At 70.7% G+C, this 24012-nt stretch carries 24 protein-coding genes; 15 read left to right on the top strand and 9 right to left on the bottom strand.

Annotated elements, in window-relative coordinates:
• The 12 genes from tadA (at position 1) to H6726_26505 (ending at position 11383) form a co-directional block, all read left to right on the top strand.
• The gene (gene tadA, locus H6726_26560) at positions 1–1782 is read left to right on the top strand and encodes a Flp pilus assembly complex ATPase component TadA (GenBank protein ID MCB9661239.1); all 1782 of its coding nucleotides are present in this window, start codon (positions 1–3) and stop codon (positions 1780–1782) included.
• The gene (gene gspF, locus H6726_26555) at positions 1782–3005 is read left to right on the top strand and encodes a type II secretion system inner membrane protein GspF (protein ID MCB9661238.1); all 1224 of its coding nucleotides are present in this window, start codon (positions 1782–1784) and stop codon (positions 3003–3005) included. The genes tadA and gspF overlap by 1 nt, the downstream gene beginning before the upstream one ends.
• Positions 3006–3017: 12 nt before the next feature.
• Positions 3018–3443, top strand: a complete 426-nt coding sequence (locus tag H6726_26550) for a type II secretion system protein GspG (GenBank protein ID MCB9661237.1) — start codon at positions 3018–3020, stop codon at positions 3441–3443.
• A 46-nt stretch (positions 3444–3489) separates the two neighbouring features.
• Positions 3490–3936, top strand: coding sequence for a type II secretion system protein GspG (locus tag H6726_26545; protein ID MCB9661236.1), 447 nt, complete (start codon positions 3490–3492; stop codon positions 3934–3936).
• Between the two features lie 111 nt (positions 3937–4047).
• Positions 4048–4725 carry a prepilin-type N-terminal cleavage/methylation domain-containing protein gene (locus tag H6726_26540; GenBank protein MCB9661235.1) on the top strand — a complete coding sequence of 226 codons (678 nt, stop codon included), beginning with the start codon at positions 4048–4050 and terminating at the stop codon, positions 4723–4725.
• Positions 4722–5330, top strand: coding sequence for a type II secretion system protein (locus tag H6726_26535; GenBank protein ID MCB9661234.1), 609 nt, complete (start codon positions 4722–4724; stop codon positions 5328–5330). The genes H6726_26540 and H6726_26535 overlap by 4 nt, the downstream gene beginning before the upstream one ends.
• A gap of 20 nt (positions 5331–5350) precedes the next feature.
• A complete protein-coding gene (locus H6726_26530) occupies positions 5351–6040 on the top strand; it encodes a prepilin-type N-terminal cleavage/methylation domain-containing protein (GenBank protein ID MCB9661233.1) in 690 nt (229 codons plus the stop codon).
• Entirely contained in the window at positions 6037–7482 is a 1446-nt protein-coding gene (locus tag H6726_26525) for a general secretion pathway protein GspK (GenBank protein MCB9661232.1), read from the top strand. Before H6726_26530 ends, H6726_26525 begins: the two co-directional genes overlap by 4 nt.
• Positions 7482–9173, top strand: a complete 1692-nt coding sequence (locus tag H6726_26520) for a hypothetical protein (protein ID MCB9661231.1) — start codon at positions 7482–7484, stop codon at positions 9171–9173. The genes H6726_26525 and H6726_26520 overlap by 1 nt, the downstream gene beginning before the upstream one ends.
• A complete protein-coding gene (locus H6726_26515) occupies positions 9160–9747 on the top strand; it encodes a type II secretion system protein M (protein ID MCB9661230.1) in 588 nt (195 codons plus the stop codon). Before H6726_26520 ends, H6726_26515 begins: the two co-directional genes overlap by 14 nt.
• Positions 9747–11015 carry a type II secretion system protein GspN gene (gspN, locus tag H6726_26510; GenBank protein MCB9661229.1) on the top strand — a complete coding sequence of 423 codons (1269 nt, stop codon included), beginning with the start codon at positions 9747–9749 and terminating at the stop codon, positions 11013–11015. The genes H6726_26515 and gspN overlap by 1 nt, the downstream gene beginning before the upstream one ends.
• Positions 11012–11383 carry an arsenate reductase family protein gene (locus H6726_26505; GenBank protein ID MCB9661228.1) on the top strand — a complete coding sequence of 124 codons (372 nt, stop codon included), beginning with the start codon at positions 11012–11014 and terminating at the stop codon, positions 11381–11383. The genes gspN and H6726_26505 overlap by 4 nt, the downstream gene beginning before the upstream one ends.
• A gap of 16 nt (positions 11384–11399) precedes the next feature.
• Here H6726_26505 and H6726_26500 read toward each other — a convergent pair whose 3' ends face one another.
• The 5 genes from H6726_26500 to H6726_26480 form a co-directional block, all read right to left on the bottom strand.
• Positions 11400–12194: an MBL fold metallo-hydrolase gene (locus H6726_26500; GenBank protein ID MCB9661227.1), complete on the bottom strand. Its 795-nt coding sequence runs from the start codon at positions 12192–12194 to the stop codon at positions 11400–11402.
• Between the two features lie 35 nt (positions 12195–12229).
• Positions 12230–13486, bottom strand: coding sequence for an alkaline phosphatase family protein (locus H6726_26495; GenBank protein ID MCB9661226.1), 1257 nt, complete (start codon positions 13484–13486; stop codon positions 12230–12232).
• 122 nt (positions 13487–13608) lie between these two features.
• Positions 13609–14628 (bottom strand): hypothetical protein, encoded by a 1020-nt coding sequence (locus tag H6726_26490; protein MCB9661225.1) that lies wholly within the window; start codon positions 14626–14628, stop codon positions 13609–13611.
• A 28-nt stretch (positions 14629–14656) separates the two neighbouring features.
• Entirely contained in the window at positions 14657–16366 is a 1710-nt protein-coding gene (locus tag H6726_26485) for a serine/threonine protein kinase (protein MCB9661224.1), read from the bottom strand.
• A 25-nt stretch (positions 16367–16391) separates the two neighbouring features.
• Positions 16392–17282: a serine/threonine protein kinase gene (locus tag H6726_26480; protein ID MCB9661223.1), complete on the bottom strand. Its 891-nt coding sequence runs from the start codon at positions 17280–17282 to the stop codon at positions 16392–16394.
• 118 nt (positions 17283–17400) lie between these two features.
• Between H6726_26480 and H6726_26475 the strand changes: the two genes are divergently transcribed.
• Positions 17401–18399, top strand: coding sequence for an endonuclease/exonuclease/phosphatase family protein (locus H6726_26475; GenBank protein MCB9661222.1), 999 nt, complete (start codon positions 17401–17403; stop codon positions 18397–18399).
• A 93-nt stretch (positions 18400–18492) separates the two neighbouring features.
• Here the strand turns inward: H6726_26475 and H6726_26470 are convergent, their stop codons facing one another.
• Positions 18493–19113 carry a hypothetical protein gene (locus H6726_26470; GenBank protein ID MCB9661221.1) on the bottom strand — a complete coding sequence of 207 codons (621 nt, stop codon included), beginning with the start codon at positions 19111–19113 and terminating at the stop codon, positions 18493–18495.
• Positions 19114–19179: 66 nt separating this feature from the next.
• Between H6726_26470 and rsmI the strand changes: the two genes are divergently transcribed.
• On the top strand, positions 19180–20058 hold the full coding sequence (rsmI, locus tag H6726_26465; GenBank protein ID MCB9661220.1) for a 16S rRNA (cytidine(1402)-2'-O)-methyltransferase: 879 nt from the start codon (positions 19180–19182) through the stop codon (positions 20056–20058).
• 133 nt (positions 20059–20191) lie between these two features.
• Here the strand turns inward: rsmI and H6726_26460 are convergent, their stop codons facing one another.
• From H6726_26460 to H6726_26450, 3 genes are all read right to left on the bottom strand, one after another.
• The gene (locus H6726_26460) at positions 20192–21025 is read right to left on the bottom strand and encodes an RNA polymerase factor sigma-32 (GenBank protein MCB9661219.1); all 834 of its coding nucleotides are present in this window, start codon (positions 21023–21025) and stop codon (positions 20192–20194) included.
• 352 nt (positions 21026–21377) lie between these two features.
• Positions 21378–22682, bottom strand: coding sequence for a hypothetical protein (locus H6726_26455; protein ID MCB9661218.1), 1305 nt, complete (start codon positions 22680–22682; stop codon positions 21378–21380).
• A gap of 56 nt (positions 22683–22738) precedes the next feature.
• A complete protein-coding gene (locus H6726_26450; GenBank protein ID MCB9661217.1) occupies positions 22739–23509 on the bottom strand; it encodes a hypothetical protein in 771 nt (256 codons plus the stop codon).
• A 108-nt stretch (positions 23510–23617) separates the two neighbouring features.
• On the opposite strand from H6726_26450, the gene H6726_26445 reads away from it, so the two are divergent.
• The coding region (locus H6726_26445; protein ID MCB9661216.1) for a hypothetical protein at positions 23618–24012 on the top strand (395 nt) is incomplete at its 3' end.

Raw genomic sequence — 24012 nt, 5'->3', positions numbered from 1 at the left:
GTGAACGTCGACTCACAGCGGTTCTTGGGTGAGATCCTGGTGCGCCGTGGGGCGCTCTCGGAGGCCGCGCTCGTGGAAGCGCTAGCCAAGGCCGAGGAGCGCGACGTGCCGCTCAAGGAGCTCTTGCTCGCCGCCCAGACGGTGGAGGAGGAGATCCTGGTCAAGGCGCTGGCCGACGAGATGGGCATGCCCTTCGCGCGCGAGATCGCGGTCGGCAGCGTGCCGGAGGACCTCGTCGCCAAGGTGCCCATCCAGTTCGCGCGCCACCACCGCGTGGTCCCCATGAGCGACCGCGGCGGGCGCGTGCAGGTGGCCGTCTCCGACCCGATGGACCCCTACGCTCTCGACGACCTGCGCGCGCTGCTGGGCCGCAAGGTCCAGCCCATCGCCGTCCCCGCGATGGCCATCGACGACGCCATCAACCGCATCTACGAGCGGCGCGACGAGGCGGCGCTCAACGAGGCGAAGGACAACAGCGACTCCGAGGAGCTGCTCGACATCATCGACATGACCGACGAGGCGCCGGTCATCCGCTGGGTCAACAACCTGTTCTTCACGTCCGTGCGCGAGCGCGCGTCCGACATCCACATCGAGCCCACCGACGACAAGGTCGTGGTGCGCTACCGCATCGACGGCAAGCTCGTGCCCTGGAAGGAGGCCCACCGCGGCTTCCTACCGTCCATCGTGGCGCGCGTGAAGATCGAGGCCGGGCTCAACATCGCCGAGAAGCGCCTCCCCCAAGACGGGCGCATCACGAAGAAGATCGCGGGCAAGGTGGTGGACGTGCGCGTCTCGACCATCCCGACGGCCAAGGGCGAGCGCGTCACGATGCGTCTGCTCGACAAAGAGAACGTCATGCTGGACCTCTCGGACCTCGGGTTCGCGAGGCGCCAGCTGGAGAGCATCAAGCACCTGGTGCACCGCCCGAACGGCATCGTGCTGGTCACGGGTCCCACGGGCTCCGGTAAGACCACCACGCTCTACGGCTGCTTGAACATGATCAACGAGCCGGACGTGAACATCCTGACGGCCGAGGATCCCGTCGAGTACGAGCTCCCCGGCATCGGCCAGCTGCACGTGCAGCCCAAGATCGGGCTCACCTTCGCGGCCGCGCTGCGCAGCTTCCTCCGTCAGGACCCGGACGTCATCATGGTCGGTGAGATCCGCGACCAGGAGACGGCCGAGATCGCGGTCCACGCGTCGCTCACGGGTCACTTGGTGCTGTCCACGCTGCACACCAACGACGCCCCGGGCGCCGTCACCCGCCTCGTGGAGATGGGCGTCGAGCGGTACAACATCACCACCTCGGTCATGGCGGTGCTCGCGCAGCGCCTGGTGCGGCGCCTGTGCCCGTACTGCCGGGTGCCCTACCGTCCCACCACCGACCACTTCCTCGAGCTGGGCCTCGAGATGGATCACCTGGACGAGACGCTGGCCGACCTGCGTCGCGCGGCCGCGAGCACCGTGCTGGGCAGCGACTCGGCGGGCGTGGCCAAGAGCAGCGCCGAGGGCGAGCTGCTCTTCTACCAGCCGTCCACCAACGGCTGTGAGAACTGCGGCCACAAGGGCTACCGCGGCCGCATCGGCATCTACGAGCTGATGATGCTCGACGACGAGGTGCGCAAGGTCATCCTCGACCCGGCGGCCGACTCGAAGGCCATCCAGCGCGCCGCGCGCCGCAACGGCATGCGCGTGCTGCGCGAAGACGGCGCGCGTCAGGTCATCGCCGGCATCACCAGCATCGAAGAGGTGCTCGCCGCCACTCAAGCCGGGGAGATGTAGTGGCCGTCTATGCGTACAGAGGCATCGACGCCAAGGGCAAGAACGTCAAGGGCGTGCGTGACGCGGACAACGCCAAGGCCGTGCGGGCCCTCTTGCGCAAAGAGGGCATCCTCGCCACCGAGGTGCTCGAGAAGGCCGACGCCGCCAAGCGCGCCGCGCGCGAGGTGGACTTCAAGAAGTACTTCAATCGACTCGGCACCATGGAGGTCGCCGTGGCGACGCGGCAGCTGGCCATCCTGCTGCGCAGCGGCATCCCGCTCGTCGAGGGCCTGACCGCGCTCATCGATCAGGTCGAGCACCCCGAGCTGAAGGCGGCCTTCACGGAGGCACGCAACCGCGTCAACGAAGGTGAGGCGTTCGCCGACGCCCTCAAGGCGCACCCGAAGGTCTTCCCCAACCTGTTCGTGAACATGGTGGCGGCGGGCGAGGCGTCGGGCACGCTCGAGGTGGTCTTGGCGCGCCTGGCCGACTTCCTGGAGAACCAGGCCAAGCTCAAGGGGAAGGTGGGAAGCGCCATGGCCTACCCGGCGTTCATGACGATCATGAGCCTCGGGATCATGGCGGTCATGATGACGGTGGTGGTGCCCAAGGTGACGGGCATCTTCGAGGACTTCGAGCAGGCGCTGCCCTGGTACACGGAGGTGATGATCTTCGTGAGCAAGGTGCTCACCGACTACTGGTGGGCGCTGCTGGGGATGATCATCGGCGGCGTCGTGTGGTTCCGCCGCTGGCTGGCCACCGAGGCCGGACGCGCCAAGTTCGACCACCTCTCGCTGCGCGTGCCTCTGTTCGGGAAGCTGCTGGTGATGGTGGCGGTCACGCGCTTCGCGCGCACCCTGGCCACGCTGCTGCGCAGCGGCGTACCCGTGCTGCGCGCCATGGAGATCACGCGCAACGTGCTCGGCAACCAAGAGCTGATGGCCGTGATCGACGTCGCCCGTGAGAGCGTGCGCGAGGGCGAGGGCCTGGCGAAGCCGCTCAAGGCCAGCGGCGCGTTCCCGCCGATCGTCACGCACATGATCGCCATCGGCGAGCGCTCCGGTCAGCTGGAGGAGATGCTCGAGAACGTCGCCGTGGCCTACGACCAGCAGATCGAGGTGCGGGTGCAGGCGATGACCGCGATGCTCGAGCCGCTCATCATCGTGTTCATGGGGGCCGGCTCGGGTGGCATCGCGTTCTCCATCCTCATGCCCCTCATGCAGATCTCCGAGTTCGTTCAGTGAAGGTGCGCGTAGATGGCTCGCAGGCGACAACAAGCAAGCTCGGTGCGGCTCCCCTGGGAGGACCGCCGTGGCATCCGTCGCTTCCTCGAGCGCTCGCGCCTGAGCGTCGTGCTGGGGCTGCTGGTGCTGGGGGTGCTGGCGCTGCTCGTCACGCGCGCCGCCGCCAACCGGCAGCGCCGCAGCGACACGCGCGCGACCATCGGGCAGATCCACCGGGCAGTGTCACGCTTCCGCGCCGACCTGGGGCGCTGTCCGCGCAACATGACCGAGATGCTGCACCCGCCCCGCGGGCGCATGACCTATCTGCACGGCGAGCCCCGCGACGCGTGGGGCAACGCCATCCTGTTGACGTGCCCCGCGCCGGACGACCCAGACACCCAGGAGGTGGTGTCCGCGGGCCCGAGCGGCGACTTCCTCGTCGACGACAACATCCAGTAGCCCCGCTCCCTCTGGCCGCGTCCACGGACGCAGAAACGAGACCAACATGACCCGCCCGAACGCCCCCGTTGCCCTCACCCCCGCCCTCCCCGCGCCCTCCCCGCGTGCACGGGGCCTGGCCCGCCTGGCGCGCCTCGTCCGTGCCCGCAGCACGCGCGGCATGACGCTGGTCGAGATCATGATCGTCGTCGTGATCATGGCGCTCATGGCCACCGCCGTGGGCGTGGCCGTCATCCCGCGCCTGCAGCGCGCGCGCGTCACGCAGACCCGCACGGACGCCATGACCGTCACGAGCGCGGCGCAGCAGTACTTCATCGAAAACCCCGGCGAGGGCTGCCCCACCATGGAGGACCTCGCAGGCGGCTACCTCAGCAGCAGCACGCGCCTCAAGGACGCGTGGGACAACGACTTCAGCATCGAGTGCAGCGGCAGCGAAGTGACGGTGCACTCCGCCGGGCCCGACGGGAACATGGGCACGGAAGACGACATCTGAGCCATGACCCCCGCCCTGCGCATGCTCGACACAGCCCCGCCGCACGGCTCCCCGAGGTGCCGGGGGCGGTCGCGCGCGTGGCGTGCGGGGGGCGCGGGGCGCGCAGCGGGCATGACGCTGATCGAGGTCATGATCGTGGTGGTGATCATGGCGCTCGCGGCGGGAGGCGCGACCATCGCCCTCAACTCGGTGACCCGCGCCAAGCTGCGCTCGGCGTGCGTCCGCACGGTGGCCGGCGCGCGCTTCGCGTACCATCGCTCCGTCGTACGCGGGCGGACAGTGCGCATGGTGCTCGACATCGACTCGGGCAGCCTGTCGTTCGAGGAGGCGGACGGCCGGGTGTTCCTGGCGCGGACGGACGACGACACGCGCGTGGAGCTGGACGAGACGGACGGAGACCTGGCCGCCGTGGACCCGTGGTCGGCTGCGCAGGCGCGCCTGGTGGACACCTTCACGCCCAGCTTCGGGCGCTCACCCTTCGGGCCCATCTCCAACGAGGACGGCGAGGCTCTCGCCCGCTACCAGCCGCAGGCCCTGGGCGACAACATCCGCATCCTGCGGGTCATGACCCCGCACGAAGAGGAGCCCCGTGAAGCGGGGCGCGCGTCCATCTACTTCTTCCCCGGAGGCCGCACGCAGCAGGCGGTGATCCACCTCGCAGACAGCTCGGACCGCGTGTTCTCGGTGGTCATCCACCCGCTGACGGGCCGCGGGCGCATCTACAACTACGCCTACGAGCCCGAGGAGCTGTCCGACGAGGGCCCGCAGGAAGTGAGGGACCCGGGATGACGCGGCGTGCCCTCACCGCTGGTTTCACGCTGCTCGAGGTGATGGTCGCCGTCGCGATCCTGGCGCTGTCGCTCACGGCGATCTTCTCGAGTCAGGTGGGCGCCATGCGCACCGCCGCCCGCTCACGGAACATCAGCACCGCGTCGCTGCTGGCGCGCTGCAAGATGGGCGAGGTGGAGGAGCAGATCGCGAACGAGGGCCTGCCCGCCATCGACGATCACGGGCGTGACGAGTGCTGCGAGGGGGCCGAGATGCCGGGCTTCCGTTGCGAGTGGCACATCGACCGGGTGGTGCTCCCGAGCGACATGGGTGGCGGCGAGGACGGCGCGACCGCCGGCCTGCCCGGCATGGGCGACGACGAGGGTCCCGCGCTCGCAATGGGTGACTTCCTCGGCGGCGGCACGGACACGTCGGGTCTGGCCGAGATGGCCATCGGCATCGCGTACCCCGTGCTCAAACCGCACATCGAAGAACAGGTACGGCGCGTGACCGTGGAGGTCTTCTACACGGAGGGCGAAACTGAGCGCAGCTTCGACGTGGTGCAGTACGTGGTGGGCGAGCAACCGCCCGCGGCCCCTGACGCCGGGGAGACGACGACACCATGAGGCGGCGCACGCTCCGTGGTATGCGCGTGTCGCGCGGCATGACGCTCATCGAAGCGATGATCGCCATCACGATCATGGGCATCGTCGCGACCATGGTGTGGACCGCGTTCTCGCAGACGTCGCGCAGCAAGGCGCGCGTCGAGGCAGACCTGGATCGTATGCACGTCATCCAGATGGCCCTCGAGCGCATGGCGCGCGAGCTGAGCATGGCCTACGTGTCGACGCACCGCCCCAGCAGCCCGGCGCTGCTCACGGTGCACACCGCGTTCATCGGGCACGACCACAGCGGCCACGACCGCGTCGACTTCACGTCCTTCTCACATCAGCGCCTGTACCGGAACGCGCACGAGAGCGACCAGAACGAGCTCAGCTACTTCGTCACGCGCGACCCCGAGGACAGCCGCCGGCAGGTGCTGGCGCGGCGCGAGCAGAACCGCATCGACGACGACCCCACACGTGGGGGTCAGGTCGAGATCATGGTGGAGGACATCCACTCCTTCGACCTCGAGTACCTGGATCCCACCAGCAAGGAGTGGGTGCGCAGCTGGGACACCACCCAGGGCACGGGCCAGGTCAACCGCCTACCGTCGCAGGTGCGCATCACCCTCGAGGTGCCGCACCCACGCGACCGCAACCGGACCGTGACCTACGGCACACGCGCCTCGCTGCCGATGGTGTGGGCCCTCAACCACGCCAGCTACAACCCATGACCGCCCGCCGCCACACCCCGCGCGGGTTCGCCCCGCTCGCACGCTCCGCCGACTCGCGCGCCCACGCGCGGCGGACGCGTCCGCGCAGCGCGCAGGGGGACCCGCGAGAGAAGGGCATCGCGCTCATCATCGCCATCACGGCCATCACCATCCTGTCGGTGCTGCTGGCCGACCTGCACGAGACCACCGGCGCGGCCTTCGCGACCTCTGCGCAGGAGCGCGACTCGCTGCGCGCCGAGTACATGGCCAAGAGCGGCCTCAACCTGACGCGCCTGCTCGTCGCGAACGAGCCTGCCATTCGGCAGGTGGTGCTGCCCATCTATCAGGCGATGGTCGGCCGCCCGCCGCCGCAGCTGCCCGTGTGGACCTACGCCGACCTGCTGCTGCGCCCCTTCTGTCGGAACGACCGCGCGGGCCAGGCGGCGCGCGAACAGGCCGAGGCGGACGGCGAGCCCGCCGAGGTGCCGTTCGACTTCGGCACCACGCAGGGCCTCGACGGCACCCCGGGGCGCTGCGAGATCGTCGCGCTGGCCGAGAACTCCAAGATCAACGTCAACCAGCCGCTGAACCTGACCGGCGACGACGCGCGCCGCAGCGTGGCCATGCAGGTGTTCGCGATGGTGGGCGGCTACCAGCAGCCGAGCCCCTTCGACCCGCTCTTCGGCCGCCAGGACGCGGACGGTCAGTTCTCGTCGCGTCAGGACATCGTGTCCGGGATGATCGACTGGTGGGACGGCGACACCGACCAGACCACGTTCGACCCGGGCGCCGGCACCGTCGACAACCAGGGGAGCGAGGACAACCCCTACCGGCGCTTCGACGACCCCTACGACCCCAAGAACGCACCCTTCGACTCGCTCGAGGAGCTCCGCTTGCTGCGCGGCGTGGGCGACGACTTCTGGGCCACGTTCATCGAGCCACGGCAGGACGACCCCGAGGCGCGCGCGGTGACCATCTACGGCAGCGGCTCCGTGAACCCGAACGAGGCGCCTCCCGAGGTGCTGCTCGCGCGCGTGTGCTCGATCATCCCGCAGCAGACGCTGTGTACGGACCCGGGCGAAGCCGCCAAGTTCATCCAGCTGACGAACACGGCGCGCAGCATCATCCAGGTGCCCTTCTTCACGCGCTCCAGCGACTTCCTCAACTTCCTCGAGGGGCGCGGCGGTTCGCGTGACCTCTACCCCATGCTGCGTGGCTTCCTCGGCGAGGACAACCCGCTGCTCTTCACGCCCGTGACCATCCCCCAGACCGCGCGCGCGGACCTCGACCGCTCGTTCGTCACCGCGGCACGCATCCTCACCATCCGCGTCACCGGTAGCTCGGGCCGCGCGCGGGTCAGACTGAACACCGTCATGAACTTCCACGACCGCTGGACCCCTCCCCCGCCCAACGGCGGCTCCATGCCGGGCCTCGGCATCTTTCACTACTACCGGGTGGACTGATGGCACGCATCCTTGGACTCGAGATCGACAGAGGCGTGGTGCGCGGAGCGCTCATCAACGTCGCGCTGCGCAGCACGGTGCTCGAGCGCTACGTCGAGGCTCCCATCCGCCCGGCGGTCGCCTTCCCACCCCCGAGCCCCGCGAATCCGCTCGGGCAGGTGCCAGCGCCCATGCAGCCGAACGTCTTCCCGACGCTCGCCGCCGTAGACGGCCTGGACGACGACGACATCATCCCAGACGCGGACGAAGCCGACGACGCGCGGGAACGCGGGAGCGACGGCGACGAGGACGTCCCGCCCGCCGTGCCGCTCACCCCCGTGGCGCTGGCCGTGCGTGAGGTGCTGCAGCAGTGCGGACGCACCCCAGACGGCATCCACGTCCACCTCGACGGACGGCAGGTCAGCCTGCGACCCATCACGCTCCCGGCGGGCGCAGCGAAGCGTCTGGACGACGTGCTGCCGGGCGAGCTCGAGGGCGTGCTCCCGTTCGACGTCTCCGACGCCGTCATCCATCACCAGGCTATCGGAAGCGCCGAGCTGACCATCACGCTGCTGGCCGCGGCCGTCCGTCGAGAGCACGTGGCCGAGAGCCTGCGCGAGTTCTCCCTGGCTGGAGTCGAACCGCGCCAGCTGGCTGCGGGCGCCGCCACGTTGGACGGTCTGGTGCCCCTGCTCACGGCGCTGCAGTCCCCCGCGCCCGTGCTGCTGATCCACCTCGGGCACGAGAGCATCGACGTCTGCATCGTCGAGGCGGGCCGCACCGTGCACGCGCGCACGCTGTCGGTGGGCATGGACGCAATCCGTGAGGGCGAGGCGGGGGCGGTCGAGGAATTGGCGGGGTCGCTGCGGCGCAGCGTCGCGAGCCACCGCATGAAGGGCGGCGCGCCTCTCGAACGCGTCCTGGTGGGTGGTGAGAGCAGCACCGAGGCCGAGACGCGCGACTGGCTGAGCGAGACGCTGGGACACGACGTCGAGACGGTGGCGCTGCCAGCCGGGGACGGAATGGTTCCGGAGGCGCTCCTTCCCGCGTTCATGCGCGTGGCGGCGCTCGCCGGACGCGCGGCTGTCAAAGGGCAACGCATCAACCTGCGGCAGGGCGAGTTCGTCTCACGGCACGCGGCCGGGGAGCTGCGTCGCTACGGGAAGCTGCTCGCGTTCTCCGCGGCGGCGGTGCTCGCGTGCTTCGCCATCTCGTTGTACACGCGCTACACGGTGCTCGACACGGAGCGGGGGGAGCTCCGCGCAGAGCTGGGCGCGATGACGCACCGCATGTTCCGCCAACGCACGGAGTCTCCGGAGCAGGCGCGCACCCTCATCCAGGGCGGCGCGAGCGAGCGCGACCCCATGCCGCGGATGGGCGCCTATCAGGTCATGGGCGCCATCGCCGAGCTGATCCCCGCCGACGCCGAGCACACCACACGCCGTCTGACCATCTCCTTCGATGACGAGGCCCGCGACGGGGACCTGGAGATCCAGGGCACGGTGGCCAGCGTGACCCAGCGCGACGCGATCGCCGCGGCGCTCGAGGCGCACGACTGCTTCACGGACGTGCGTCCCGGGGCCACCAGCTCGCGCAACGACATCCTCTCCTACCGCATCGAGGCAGAGATCCGCTGCCCGGGCGACCAACCAGACCCCGAAGCAGAGGGCTCCGCGGGAACCAACGGGAGGCGCGGCCGTGGCAATCAGTGACGTCTTGAAGCCAGCGCGAGACGCGTACGAGGACCTCACCGAGCGAGAGCGCCGCCTGGTCGCGCTGCTCGGCGTGGTGTTCGTCGCCATCGTGGTGTTGCTGCCCATCTTCTTCATGACGGCCGCCGTGTCGGACATGGAGACCGAGAACGAGGAGCTGCGCGCCGTGATGCGTGAGATCGAGCAGGCCCGACCGCGCCTGGCACGCATCGCGGCAGAGAACGAGGCCAACAACGAGCGCTACGCCAACCGGGCCCCTGCGCTGGGTGGCTACGTGGAGCAGCGCGCGCAGGCGTACGGCCTCGCCCTGCGCGAGATCAACGACCAGCCAGAGCTCGCGCTGGGGAACTACATGCGCCGCGGCGTGCGCGTGCGCATCCCGGACGTGGGCATCGACGGGGTGCTCCAGATGCTGCGGGACATCGACCGCAGCGAGTACCCGGTGGCCGTGTCCCGTTTGCAGATCGACCGCTACCGAGACGCGGGCAACTTCAACGTCGAGGTCGGGGTGAGCGCCTACGACAAGCAGGTCCACTCGCCCCGAGCGGCCGCTGGCGACACGGAGGCGAACTGATGGGGCCGCGAGCTCGCAAGGCGCTGCGCTTCATGGGCTACTCGACGTTCTTCTGGACGTTCTTCTGGCTCTTCGCGTACCTCACGTTCCCCTACGAGCGCGTGCGCGACCGCATCGTGCAGGAGGTGGAGTTCCCGAAGGACGCGCGGGGCAACCGGCGGCCCAGCGGGTACCAGCTGGAGATCCTGGAGCTCGAACCGTCGTGGTTCACCGGAGTCGAGGCGCGCGGCGTGCGCGTGATCAGGCCAGGTGAAGGCGAGGAGCCCACGGTCGACGTCGTCTTCGAAGAGGTCAACGCGCGCATCTCGCTGTTGTCGCTGCTTTCGGGGACGGTCGCGGTCACCTTCGACGCTCGGCTCGCGGGCGGCGCCATCGAGGGCGAGCTCGAGTACGGCGACGAGAGCTCCCTCGTGCTGAACGTCGTCGAGCCCGTGCGCCTGGGGGGCGTGTCCATCATCCGCGCGTTCTTGGGCCTCCCGCTGGGTGGCACGCTCTCCGGCAACATCGACGTCACGCTCCCGGAGGACATCAGCGCGGCGTCGGGGCACGTTGACCTGCGCACGGAGGGCCTCACCATCGGCGACGGGCAGGCCAAGCTGCGGCTCCCGGGGATGCCCAACGGCATCACCCTCGAGCGCATCAACGCCGGGCGCATGACCATCCGACTCGCCATCGAGGGCGGCGTCGCGACGGTGCAGCGGCTGCGGTCTCGGGGCGAAGACGCCGAGCTGGACGGCGAAGGCAGCATCAACTTGATGCAGCCCCTGCGTCAGTCGCGGCTGGACCTGCTCGTGCGCCTGAAGATCCTCGACGCCTATCGCCAGCAATCGGATCGCGCGAGGGCGATGATCAGCCTGCTCGACTCGGTGCCGACGCTCGCGCGCGCCCGTACGTCCGACGGGGCCCTTCAGTACCGACTGGGCGGCTCCATGGGGGGTGGCATCCGCAGCAGCGCGGCGGGCAGCACGCGCATGAACATCGCGCCAGACGACGAGGACGACAGGCCGCCTGCGACGGTACCGACGAGGCCCGCCGAAACAGCCGCTCCGGCCCGCCCCGCGCCGACACCTCCACCGACGCCCGCAGCGCCAGCGCCACCCACTCCGCCGACCCCCACGGATCCCGCGCCAGCCGCTCCGCCGACCCCCACGGCGGCACCCACGGCAGCGCCGGCGCCAGCGCCGAGCGACGGTGCCGACGGTGTGCACGACGAAGGTGATGACGAAGACCCCCCGCCGGGAGCGGACGCGGAAGAGGAGGCCCCATGAGCAAGCGCCGCGACACGCTGCTGTTCTTCCACCACCCCACGTGCAGCACGTGCAAGCAGGCGGCGCGCTGGCTCGCAGAGCACGACGTCGCCGTCGCCGCGCACCCGATCGCGACGACCCCCCCAACGGCCTCTCAGATCGAAGACGCCATCACGCGCTCCGGGCTCCCGCTCAAGCGCTTCTTCAACACCAGCGGTCAGTCCTACCGGGGCGGCGGGTGGGCGGACAAGGTCGACGGGCTCTCGCTGCGTGAGGCCAGCGAGGCGCTCGCGGCCGACGGCATGCTCATCAAGCGCCCGCTGCTGATCGGGCACGACGTGGTGCTCGTGGGCTTCAAGCCCGACGCGTACGCCGCCGCGCTGGGCTGAGCGCGCGTCGGATCGGTCAACGTGACGCGCGCGGCTTGAAGCACGAGAGCGCCGACCAGCCCCGCGGACGTTCCCGGAACGAGAGGGCCTCGGCCATGACGCGGGGTCCCGATACGGGCAGTCCGTGACCGGGAAGCAGGTGCTCGACGGGCAGCTGCCGGAGCAGCTCCTCGGTGCACGCCGAGGCGGCCTCGTCGACGTACTCCGGGTTGAACCACGCGCGCCCGTTGACCGAGACCACCGTGTCCCCCGAGATGAGCGTGCGCGTCTTCGCGTTCCAGAGGCAGGTGGAGCAGTCGGTGTGTCCCGGCGTCTCCAGCACCTCCCAGTCGGGCGCGCCAGGCAGCTCGCGCCCGTCGCGCAGGTAGCCGCGCACGGGCGGGTCGAAGCGGAACTCCCCTACCCCGAAGCCCGCGTCCTTCGCGGTGTCGAGCGCCTCGCGCAGGGCTGCCCAATGCAACGGCTGCTGGAACAAGACGGGTACGAACTGCAGCATGGCCCGGGGACCAGGGCTGCGGGGCGCCTCCCCCTGCACGTAGTCCTGCACCTTGCGGGGCAGCCAGATGCCGGCCGCGGTCGCCTCGTGGAGCAGCGGCAGACCCGCGACGTGATCGCTGTGGGCGTGCGTGGCCGTGAGGACCGCCTCCGAACCCGCGCCGAGCTCGCGCAGCGACGTGAGCGCGGCGCGGCCGTTGAGCGGTATGCCGGCGTCGACCACACACGGCGCGCCAGCCCCGCCATCCTCGACGACGTAGCAGTTGAAGATGTAGTGCGCGTGGAGGCGCACGCCGATGTCGCGCAGGCTGCTCATCACCCGCGAAGGTAGCGGACCAGACCCCTGCCGCGCTACGGCAGCGCCTCCGTCACGACCCGACCATCGTACGACGCGCTGCTCTCGATCCCGAGGTAGCGCAGCACGGTGGGCGTCACGTCCATGTGGCTCGCTGCGTCGAGCGTCGCAGGCGTCACGCCCGGACGCACGAACAGCAGCGGGATGGTGCGGTTGATGGGGTTGCGCGCCCCGTGCCCCGTGCCCTCCCCGCCATGGTCGGTCACGAGCACGAACATCCACGCCTCCTCGGCGTAGGTGGGCCGGGCCAAGACGCCGTCGATGACGGTCGCCACGTTCGCGTCCACACCCTCGACGGCCGCGATGTAGTCCGGGTTCTCGGGCCCGTAGCCCGTGGCGTGCCCCGCGTGGTCGCAGTCGTCGAAGTGCAGGAACAACAGGTCGCGGGGCTGCGTCAGGTAGCGCACCGCGGTGCTCGCGACGATGGGGTCGTCCCCGAAGCGGAAGCCCGCGGCGGGGCCGCTCTCCACCAGCAGCGGCAGCTGTAGCCAGTGCACGATCAGCCCCGTGTCGAGGCCCGCGTCGAACGCGGACCCGAGCAGCGTGGGGACGGCGCGGCTGATGCCCTCCATGACGGCCGTCTCGTTGCTCGTCACGCCGTGGCGTTCCACCTCCGTGCCCGTGAGGATCGACGCCCAGCCTGGACCCGACACCGTGTCCCCCGTGAGCTGCGTCTGGGCCGCGAAGGTGCCCACCCCGTGCGCGAAGAGCATGTCCAACGTGGGCGTCCGAGCGGGCGCGATGGCGTCGGGGCGCAGGCCGTCCACGCCGAGCACCACCACATGGCGGCTGGCGTCCCGTGGGGGCTCGGGCAGGTGGCGCAGCGTGAGCGTCAGCTCGGCCGACACGTCCGCCCCGGCGAGAGAGACCTGCACGTGGTGAAGCCCCGCAGGAGTTCGCGGCGAGAGCTCCACCTGCAACTCCCCCGCTGCGTCGTCGTAGGTGGCCGTGACGCCCGCCGTGTCCGTGCTCGCTTCGAGACGACAGGCGGTGTCGCCCGTGCGCGTGACCACGTACGTGGGACGCGGCGCTTCGTCGCCCGCCCACCAGTAGAGCGCATCGGACGTCGGGAGGCTCACGGACACGTCGGCCGCGGAACAGAGAGGCGCGGCCCCGTCGCACCCGGCGACCGCGAGCCCCCCCAGCAGCAGCGCGACCCATTGCGCGAGCGAGCGCCGTGCCGAGGAGAGCGCGCATGGGCGTGTGAGGACGAGGCGGGGAGAGCGGAACGTGGACATCAAGGGCGTCACCATGATGGACATCCTGCGCCGGGGCCACGGCGGAGCCAAGACTGGGCAAGAGCGGCGCACGAGCGGGTGAAGGTTGGGCTGGGCAGCGGCTGGGACCGCCGCAGGGCCCGGCGCAGTGGAGGCGTTCACGGGAGTCGGCGGATGAGGCAACCTTGGTCGAACCGGAGGATGCCGTCACGGTCGAGGCCGAGGGGGCCCCAGTGGCTTCCATCGAGAAGCTGACGGGTCGAGCCGCCGGAGCGCGGCACCGCGAGGAGCTCGCTCCGGGCGCCGTCCCGGTCGATCGGCCGGTTGTTGACGAAGACGACATCCCGGTCGGTGATGAGGAGCTCTTGTGGCATGTTGAGGTCGCGCGCCATGGTCGTCGGAGCCGATCCGTCGAGAGGCACGCGAACGAGCCGACCGGAGCGGTCGTTGTCGTCGCGACGATGGTGGAGGAGCACGTAGGCAACATCGTCGTCGAGCGCGACGTCCCGGGGAGCCAGCTCGCTCTCGAGGAGCGTGGTCGGAGCCTCGGGCGCTGTCCCGGTCGGGTGCGGGAGCCGCTGCACGCGCCGCTGGCTGCGGCTGACCCAGACCACGTAGCGATCGTTGACGGCGACCCGGTCGGCTGACTCGGCGAGCCGAACCAAGCGGCCGTCCGCGACGACGTGGAGCCACCCCCCGCTCACGACGTAGATGTGCCCTCCTCCGACGGCGACGTCCGCGACGCCGAACAGAGGGATCTCCCAGAACGCGAGTCGTTCTCGGTCACCGACGACGAGGCGGCCCCGCATTTGGCTGTCGGTGATGTGGAAGACGATCCAACGGCTGTCGAAGGCGAGACGATGCGCGTGCCCCGCTGCGGCGAAGAGGCGCCGCTCTCGACCGTCGTCGAGGTCCACCTGCCACAGCTCGCCCGGCTCGTCCCGGGCGCCGCGGACGAGGAGCAGCTCGCGCCCGTGGGTCGCGAACGTGTGAACGTCGTCGAAGCGGGTGACCGTGCGACCCCATCGCAGCGGGAGATAGACCGCGACGTAGAGCGCGACGGCGAGTCCGACGACGGCGGCGAGGACCAACGCGATGAGCCCGACCCTGTGAAGCCGACGTGTCGCGGGTTTCAGGGCGTCCCGAGGGCCAGGGGGTTCTGCGTCGGGGCGGAGCATGTCCGTGCGTTGGTCCGTCTGCGAGGTCCTAGAGCGTTGCCTCGAAGGCGCGCAGGCGCTCGGCCACCTCGGGGCGCGACGCGGCGACGATGGCGCTGCGCAAGGCCGGGCGGGCCTCCTCGCCGAAGTAGGTGCGGATGAGGTTCGCCGCGCCGTCGTGGTAGGTGGGCGACTCGAGGATTCGCAGCAGGATGCGGAGCACGTGCGGGTCGCCGCGCACGCTCGGGTCCATGGCGAGCGCCCGCTCGAGCTCGGACAACGCATCCCTCAGCCAGTCCTGGGCCTCGAACGCGCGCGCCAGCAGCAGGCGGGGGCGCGGATCGGTCGGGTGGTTGCTGGCGTAGGCCGCGAGCCGGCCGAGCGACCGACGAGACGGCTGCGAGCCACGCTCGAGGCGTGAGTAGACGCTCTGCATCTGCTCGTCCAAGCGGCGGCGGGGGCGCCACGGATCACGGGCCGGTGGCAGCGCCGCGGGCTGCTCCTCGGCAGCGACGACGGGCTCCTCGGCGGCGACGATGGGCGGAGGCGCGACGGTGGCAGGAACGTCGTCGGCCTGCGACCCGAAGTACCACAGCGCCAGTGCGCCGAGCGTCAGCAGGCCCCCGCCAGCGAGCGCGGCCAACCCAACGAACAAGCGGACGCTGGAACCCGAGGACACGACGGCGGCGCCCTCGGTGCTCGACGTGAGCGCCACGCTACGCCCCGTGGACGTGCTCCGCTCCCACGATGGCACAGCGCTCGCCACGGGCATCACCGCCACGGGCCCAGCACCCGGACCCGACGGGAACGCTGCCGAGGATGGAGGAAGCGCGGCCGCCCCGCTGATGGACGCGCCGCTGTACCGCAGCAAGTCCAAGGGCAATGCATCCAAGGCCTGCAGCATCTCACGCGCATCGTCGAACCGGTGGTCCACCTCGGCTGCCAGGGCCCGATCCAGCAAGCGTTGCAGCTCGGGCTGCTCACCCAGATGCGGCGCGGCCACCGACAACGGCGGCGAGGGCTCGACCAGGCGCTTGCGCAGCAGCTCGGGCCCCGAGCACTCGGCGAAGGGGGCCTGCCCCACCAGCATCTCGTACAGCAACAGCCCGGCGCTGAAGACGTCACTGCGAGCGTCCGCCGGGACACCGCACGCTTGCTCGGGCGACATGTAGGCCGGCGTGCCCACCATCGCGCCAGCCGTGGTGATGGCGGCGTCCACCTTGTCCTCGTCCAAGAACTTGGCGAGCCCGAAGTCGAGCACAGCGACGTGTTCGCTACCGTCGGGGAGTACGCGCACCATCACGTTGGATGGCTTGAGGTCGCGGTGCACGATGTGCAGGGCATGGGCGTAAGCCAGCGCGGAGAGCACCCCGCGCATCAGGAATAGGGCGCGACCGATGTCCGGCCGCTCACGCTGCAGCAGCTGGGCGAGGTCATGACCCGCCAGCAGCTCCATCACGACGAACGCCCGCTCGCCATCCAAGCCGAAGTCGGTGATGGTGACGATGTTGGGGTGCGACAGCGCTGAGAGCGCGCGCGCCTCCCTCTCGAAGCGCGCCCGCAGGGAAGGCGTCTCCGCGTGCTCCGCCAAGAGCACCTTGATGGCCACCTGCCGCCCCAGGCGCTCGTCCATGGCGGCGTACACCCGCCCGAGCCCCCCCTGCCCGAGCACGTGCTGCACCCGATAGCGGCCATCCACGAGGCGACCCAACGTGTCGTCGTGCACGGTATCGAGCAGGCTCGGGTCGTGTGGGTTCATGGGAGAGGCCTGGGTTCCTTGGCGCTCACCGGAGCCATGCCGCGGGGTGCGGGACCGACGCGAGCGCCGCGTGGAGCGTCACGGCGTCGGCGTAGCGTTGGTTGGCGTCTTTCGCCAGCGCTCGCTCCACGACGGCGTGCAGCGCGGGGCTCAGCGTGAGCCCGCGCCTGTGCTGATCGATCGGCGGCAGCGGCGACATGGCGTGGGCACGCACCAACGCGAGCCGGTCAGCGCCGTCGAACGGGGGCGCGCCGGCCAACATCTCGAACAGGACGACCCCCAGCGCGTAGACGTCGGAGCGCGTGTCGGCCTTCTGTCCGAGGCTCTGCTCTGCCGGCATGTAGAGCGGCGTGCCCAGCACGGCGCCGTCACGTGTGAGGGACTCCTTCTCTGCCCAGCGGTCTCGGTCGAAGAAGCGCGCCAGACCGAAGTCCAGCAGCTTGGCGAGCGGGTGCGGGCTGTCGGGCTGGACGACGAAGATGTTCTCGGGCTTGACGTCGCGGTGTACGACCCCCTCCGCGTGCGCCGCAGCGAGCCCCGCGGCCACCTGCCGGGCGAGGGCGACGGCTTGCTCGGGGGGGATGGGACTCTCGGCCAATACACGGTCCAGCGAGCGCCCCTCGAGCAGCTCCATCACCAGATAGGGCCCGAGCTCGTCGAAGCCGAAGTCCAGCATGCGGATGATGTGGGGGTGCTCGAGGCCGTTCAGCGCCCGCGCCTCCCGCTCGAAGCGCGCCCGCGCCTCGGCATCCGCGGCGTGCTGCAAGTGCAGCCGCTTGAGCGCTACCTCGCAGCCGTCGCGCAGACGCGTAGCTCTGAGCACGGCCCCCACGCCGCCCGCGCCGAGGCCTCCCTCGACGCGGTACGCCTGGTCGATGATCTCGCCGCGCGAGGGGGTGTGGGGGACGACGGCCATGGTTCGCTCGGGGCCTGCAGGCTACCACGTGAGCGACGGATGCCGACCGCTTGATGCGTCTGCTCACGGCGCGCGCGCTGGGCTGCGCCATGGCAGCCACTGCGATATCGTCGCCGCGATGGCACCCTCGGAGACCGCCGCACCGCCGACGCCGAGCGCCCTCCCGCGATGGAACGCGCTCGCCTGGTTGGCGGTGCTGACGCTGCTCGCCTTCACCGCCACACGCGCCGCGTTCGGCGACGAGCGCTGGCTGCTCCTCGTCTGGGGCGCGTACACGCCGTTCGTGCTGCTGCCGGCCTACGCGACGCTGGCCTACGGTCTGGCGCGCGCGCAACGCGCGCTCACGCTGCTGTCGCTCGGTCTCGTTGCCCTGCACCTCGTGCGGGTGGTTCCGCAGATCGCGCTCCGCGCTCCCTCGGACGCTCGGCCGCGGTCCGCGCTGCGCGTCGCGACGGTGAACGGCAACGGGTGGAACGAACGCCCGGAGCTCACGCTGCTGCCGCTGGAGCGCCAAGCCCCGGACCTCGTCTGCCTGCAGGAGCTCTCGCCCGCCTGGGCCGACGGGCTGCGGGACGAGGGCTTCCTCGACGAATACCCGCATCAGCACCTGGTGGTGCGCGAGGGAGTATGGGGCATGGGCCTGCTGTCGCGCTATCCGCTCCACGACGTGCGCGCCCACGATCTCAACGAGGCGCCCGCCATCGAGGCGGGTCTCACGCACGAGGGGCGCACACTGCGCGTGCTGTGCGTGCACCCGGCGCCCCCCGCCGGGGACCTCCTTCCGTCGCACCTGGATGCGCTGCGGCAGATCCTCGCGTGGACCGAAGCGCACCGAGAAGTGTCCGCGGTGGTCCTGGGCGACCTCAACAGCACGCCGTACAGCCGCTTCTCGGATGCCATGCGGGCGTACGTGAGCGACGCGTGGGAGTTGGCCGGTGCGCGTGGGTTCGGGCACACGTGGCCGAACAACGGCATGCTGTATCCGCCCGCGCGGCTGGACCACATCTACGTGACGCCCTCGCTCGGGGTTGCCCACGCCGAGCTGGGGCTCCCTGGTCTGTCGGACCACGCGCCCCTGGTGGCGGACATCGTGCTGCGCGACGCGCACCAACCGTAGCACGCGGTTCGAGCGCGAGGCGAAGCGCTCATGCCGCCGAGCGCTCCGTGGACGACGGGTGGCAACCTGACCGCGCGGCACGCGGCGACGGCTTCAGCGGGCCGGGGTCCGGCGCGCCACGAGCACGTTGGCGAGGTAGAAGCCGAGCTTCACCACCAACCAGCCACCCACGAAGCAGAGGCTCCCGAACATGCTGGCCTGAAACGCAGTCTCCATGACGCCCGCCACGGCCGGGTCTGCCTCCGGCCCAACGAGGAGCCCGCGCGTGACGCGCGCGGTCTCGACCTGCTGGAGCACCGTGACGGTCCCGAGGCCGAGGTCGACCAACACGTTGGCGCCGCACGCGATGACCGTCAGCAGCACCGCCTGCTGGTGCGCGCTCAGCATGAAGGCCCCCGCGACGATGAGCAGCGTCGAGGCGACGGCGTTGAGCAGCTGGACCAGGACCAGGAACGGCCCGTACTTCGCCGTCACCTCCTGCATCGCCGCGACCATGGCACGCTGCTGCTCCGCGTTCGGCATGCCCTGGGCACCCAAGACCTGCCCCTGAGCCTCGAGCATCGAGCTGCTCGCCATGTTGCCCATCGCCCCGCAGCAGCCGCCCAAGACGCCCAGCGAACCGAGCATGATGGCCACCACCGCCAGCGCCTTCTGAGCGGTCGACGCGCCCGGCGGGTGTGGTGCGGACTCTGGATAGGCTTCAAAGGGCTGCATCGGGCAGAGGATACCAGCCGCCTCGCCCCCGAACACGGCAAAGCCGCGCCGTGCTACACGCTTGCCATGGCCGGCCTGCTCTCGCTCGTCTCGACCCCCATCGGGAACCTCGACGACATCACCCTGCGTGCTCTCCGGGTGCTGCGGGAAGCCGACGTCATCCTGGCCGAGGACACCCGCCGCACGGGGGTGCTGACGGCGCATCATGGCATCCCCACCCGGCTGCGCTCATTGCACGCGCACACGGCGGACGCGCAGCTGGACGGCATCGCCGCAGAGCTGGCCGCGGGGGCTCGCATGGCGCTGGTCTCGGACGCGGGCACGCCCGTGGTGAGCGACCCGGGTCACGCCCTGGTCGCGCGGGCCATCGCGCTCGGCGTCCGCGTCGAGGGCATCCCCGGGCCCAGCGCCGTCACCACCGCAGTGGTGGTGTCGGGCCTGCCGTGCGACCACTTTCGCTTCGTGGGCTTCCTGCCGCGCACGGGCAGCAAGCGGGCGGCGGCGCTCGAGGGCATCGTCCAGGACACGGCAGCCAGCGTGTTCTTCGAGGCCCCCTCGCGGGTGGGGAAGACGCTCTCGGAGCTGGCTGCGCTGGCCCTCCCCGAGCGCCGTGCCGCGGCCTGCCGCGAGCTGACCAAGCTGCACGAGGAGGTCCGCCGCGGCACCCTCTCGGAGCTGGCTGCGTACTTCGAGGAGAGCGCCCGCGGCGAGTTCACCGTGGTCGTGGAGGGCGCCCCGCGCGACGCCGCGCCCGACAGCACCGACGACCTCGAGGCGCGCGCGGCGGCGCTGCTGGCGGACGGAATGTCGGTCAAGACCGTGGCCAAGGCGCTGGCAGCGACCACGAGCCTGTCACGCACCGCAGCGTACGACCTGGCCCTGCGCGTGGCGCGCCCGGACGGCAAACCGGACGGCGAACCCGACGCAGCGAAGGACGAGCCCTGAGGGCCGCTGAGAGCGCCGCCGCCAGCAACGACGTCACCGACACCCGCGGCGAGCTGCGGGGGTCGGAACCGCACCGACCGTCCGCGGCAGGGCGGCTTCAGGCCCTCGGCCTGCGCGGCCTCGTCCGCGGCGCTCAGGCCGGCTCGTACACGTCGATGACGGCCTGACCCAGCTCCGCGCTGAGGTACTCACGCAGCTTCCCGAGCAGGCGCTTCTCCAGCTGACGCACGCGCTCGCGGCTGACGCCGAACTCGGTGCCCAGGTCCTGCAGCGTGCGCGGATCCTCGGCCAGCAGGCGCTCCTCGAAGATGCGCTTCTCCTTGCCCTCGAGCAGCTCACCGAACTCGTGGATCTTGCCCTTCAGCTGGTCTCCCAGCTGCTGCTCGGCCAGCACGTCGTCCATGCCCGCGCCGCCACCCGGAACCAGCTCCACGCGGGCCACCTGGCGACCGTCGCCGGCGCCCACGGGCGCGTCCAGCGACGCCTCGCCGGCGCTCAGCCGTCGGTCCATCGAGATCACCTCGTGCTCGGGCACGTTGAGGCGCTCGGCGATGCGCTCGGGTGTCGGCTCGATGCCCATGGCGGAGAGTCGCGCCTTCTCCTTCTTGAGGTTGAAGAAGAGCTTCCGCTGCGCCTGGGTGGTGCCGACCTTCACCAACCGGTGGTTGTTGAGGATGAAGCGCAGCATGTAGGCGCGGATCCACCAGGCGGCGTAGCTCGACAGCTTGACCCCCTTGTAAGGGTCGTACTTCTTGACCGCCTGCATGAGGCCGATGTTGCCCTCCTGCACGAGGTCCAGGAGGTTCTTGTAAGCCTGGCGATAGTCGTAGGCGATCTTCACCACGAGCCGCAGGTTGCTGGTGACCAGCTCGCGCGCGGCGTCCAGGTCGCCCTCTTCGGCGTACTTCACGGCGAGCGAGTGCTCTTGCTCCGGCGTGAGCAGCTTGTAGCGGTGTACGTCGCGCATGTACGCAGCGAGCGGGTCGCGCTCGGCCAGGGACGCCTTGCTCGAGACGATGGCGTCCGAGGAAGCCCGCCGGAGGAGCTTCTGCGGGATCGCGCCGCCGTCCTCGTCGACCAACTCGGCCTCGATGACCTCCGAGTCATCGAAGTCGTCGAGGTCGTCGCGACCAGCCGCGTTTCGGTCGTCGTCGTCGCCGTCGCCGGCATCGAGCTCCAGCTCGTCTTTCGGGTCACCGATGTGCACTTGCAGATCCATACGTGGGGAGCGGGTGGGTGTAAAGCGGGCCCGCGAGTCCACAACAGTCGCTGACCCGGCTTGTTCCGTTACGGCGCCGCGGGCCTACCCCGCCGAGCGCTCAGAACTGTGCTCGCATCGACGCGAAGAGGTCGATGCGCAGCTGACCCCCGAGGGAGAAGCGCTGGCCGGGCGTGTCGAGCACGACACGGTAGTGCGGATCCACGATGCCGCGCGCGCAGCCCGCGATGCGCGGATCGGAGGCGTCACGGGGCGCGGCGTCGCCGTTGCAGCGGTCCGTCCCGGTGATCTGGTGCGGCGTCGTGTAGAAAAAGGCCCCCCCGAAGCCGAACCGCACGAAGCGCGCGGCCTGCAGCTCGAGGGCCACGCGCCCACCCAAGCGTCCATGCGCCTGCACGTCCGTGAGGCCGGTGAAGGGCACCAGCCGCAGCCCCCCTGGATCACCCGTGCAGTCCAGCGCGTCCGCTGGCGCGCCCTCGCAGCTGGGGTTCGCGAGCGTGGGATCCATCGACGTCCCGAGCGCGTCGAACAGCGGCGAGTAGTCGCGCCCCTGGGCCACCCACTGCGCGTTCAGGCGCACGTCGAGGGTCAGACGCTGCCACTTCCCGCGGTGTTCCCAAGGGATGAGCGCCATGCCGGCCACGAACTCGCCGATGAGCGGAGGGTTCACGTGGCGATAGCCCGGGAGGTCCCCGCCCGGCGCGAAGGCCCCCGCGGCGCGCCCGCGGAACTGCGCCGTGAAGCCAGCCCCCCCGTACGGCTCGGCGTAGCGGAAGCGGTGCGACATGCGCGTCTCGAAGGTGAGCGCGTGCGTCCCATCGCTCACGCCACAGTCGCTCTGACCCGCCACACAAGGATGCCGTACCTCGCCCACGGCGATGCGGCTGCTGAGCCGGAACACCCAGGTGGGCGAGTGAGGGTCGCGGTACTGGTTGAGCGGCGCCCAGCCCACGCTCAGGAGCAGCATGTCGATGCCGGAGCGCGTCGGCGACACGAGCGGCGAGGCTTGTACGAGACCCGCTGGCAGGGCGCCATCGACCAGCCCGAGGCGCCTGTCGTCGCTCAGCACCAGCGGCAGATCGACGCTCAGCTCGAGGTCCCGGAACAGGCCGATGTCGAGGCCCAGCTGCAGCTCGTGGCGCACCATGCGGTACGCTCCCACCCGTTCGAGCTCGGTGCGTCCGGTGCTGCTGGGGCGCTCGCGACGGACGTCGGCGCGGTCCTGCAGGCGGCGGAACAGCACCCTCACATTCAGGTCGAAGGGATCGCGGCCATCGGCAGCGTCCGCGACGTCGGTGTAGGTGGCGGGGGTCTCGAGCAAGTACAGGTCGCGCTCGTCGGCGCGCGCGCGTTGACCACCACACAGGCCGCAAACAAGCAGCGCAAGCCATGCCCAGGCGCGCACGCGGCGCCCCGGATCCAAGCGCGAGGACGACCCGGGCGAGCGCGGACCGGGTGCCTTCAACGCGGCCCCCCGGGGACCGCGTCGCCCGTGGGCGCGAGCGAGTCGATCATGGCGCGGAAGGCGGCCTGCTCGGTGGCGACGGCGTCTGCGGGACCCACGAGCTTGAAGAACACGAACCCACCGGGCGCCACGACCGCCGCCGCGAGCATGCGCTGATGCGGACGACGGGCCGTGTCCACGCTCGGCCCAGCGTGCATCCCGGCGTTCGCGCCCTCGATGTCCAGCGTGGTGACGCTCAGCCCGTGCACGCCCTCGGTGTGGACCTGGGCGCGCTCCTGAGCGGCCTCGTCGAACTGCCCCTTCCAGCGCTCGATGTTGGCGCGCACCGTCTCGCGCATCTCCGGGAAGTGGAAGACGGCGATGTTCACGCGGCCGTCGGTGGAGGCGTACTCGGCGGCACGCATCGAGTTCGAGGGGGTGAGCGCCACGAAGCTGGCCGGCGGGGTCCACGTGATGCCTGCCAGGGGGGGCGCCTGGGGCCGCGGCGCCTGGGCGGGCGTGGGCGCGCTGTCGCCTTCAGGTTCGGCGGGTTCGGCGGCCGCGACGGACGGGCGTGGGTTCACGGGTGGATGGTCGGGCGGGAGCTCGCCGCTGGGCGCGTGAGCGAGACCAGGGTCGGCCGCTCGCGCCGGTCCCTCGGCGCGCTCTTGGGGAACTGGCCCGCGAGGGCAGCCTGTGAGCAGCACGAACAACGGAGCGCACAGCAGCGACGACGTATGGAGCCGCGCGCGACCGCGCGCCACCCCCTGAGAGGAGCGAGCCAGCATGGGTGCTTCCTACGGTACCCGTCGCCCCTGGTCGAGGCGCGAGAAAATCGCCACGCGCGTTATTGACTTCGATTCAATACCGCTTAGGCTGATGTCGTGGAGCCGCTCATGACCCCCTCTCCGTCTGCCCAAGACAACGCCAACGTCGCCGGTCGCACCGACCGGACTGCGTTGCGCGAGGAGGCCAACCACGCCCCCGCGCGGCGAACGGGCAAGGCGCAGCGCGGCGCCATCTCGCTCGCGTGGGAGGCCTTCGGCCACCCGGGAGACCCCGTGGTGCTCATGATCGCGGGCATGGCCCAGCAGCGCATCGCCTGGCCCGACGCGCTGTGTGAGGCCATCGCGGCCGAGGGCTACCACGTGGTCCGCTACGACAACCGCGACGTGGGCGAGTCGAGCTGGACGCCGGGGCCTCCCCCGCCCACCCTGGGCAAGCGCTACGTGCAGGCCATGTTCGGGCGCCGGCAGCACATCCCCGTGGGTCCTGGGCGGGAGGCGCTCTA

The sequence above is a fragment of the Sandaracinaceae bacterium genome, assembly GCA_020633055.1.
Taxonomy (GTDB): Bacteria; Myxococcota_A; Polyangia; order Polyangiales; family Houyiibacteriaceae; genus JADJJE01.
This window is presented reverse-complemented; position numbering and strand designations above follow the sequence as displayed.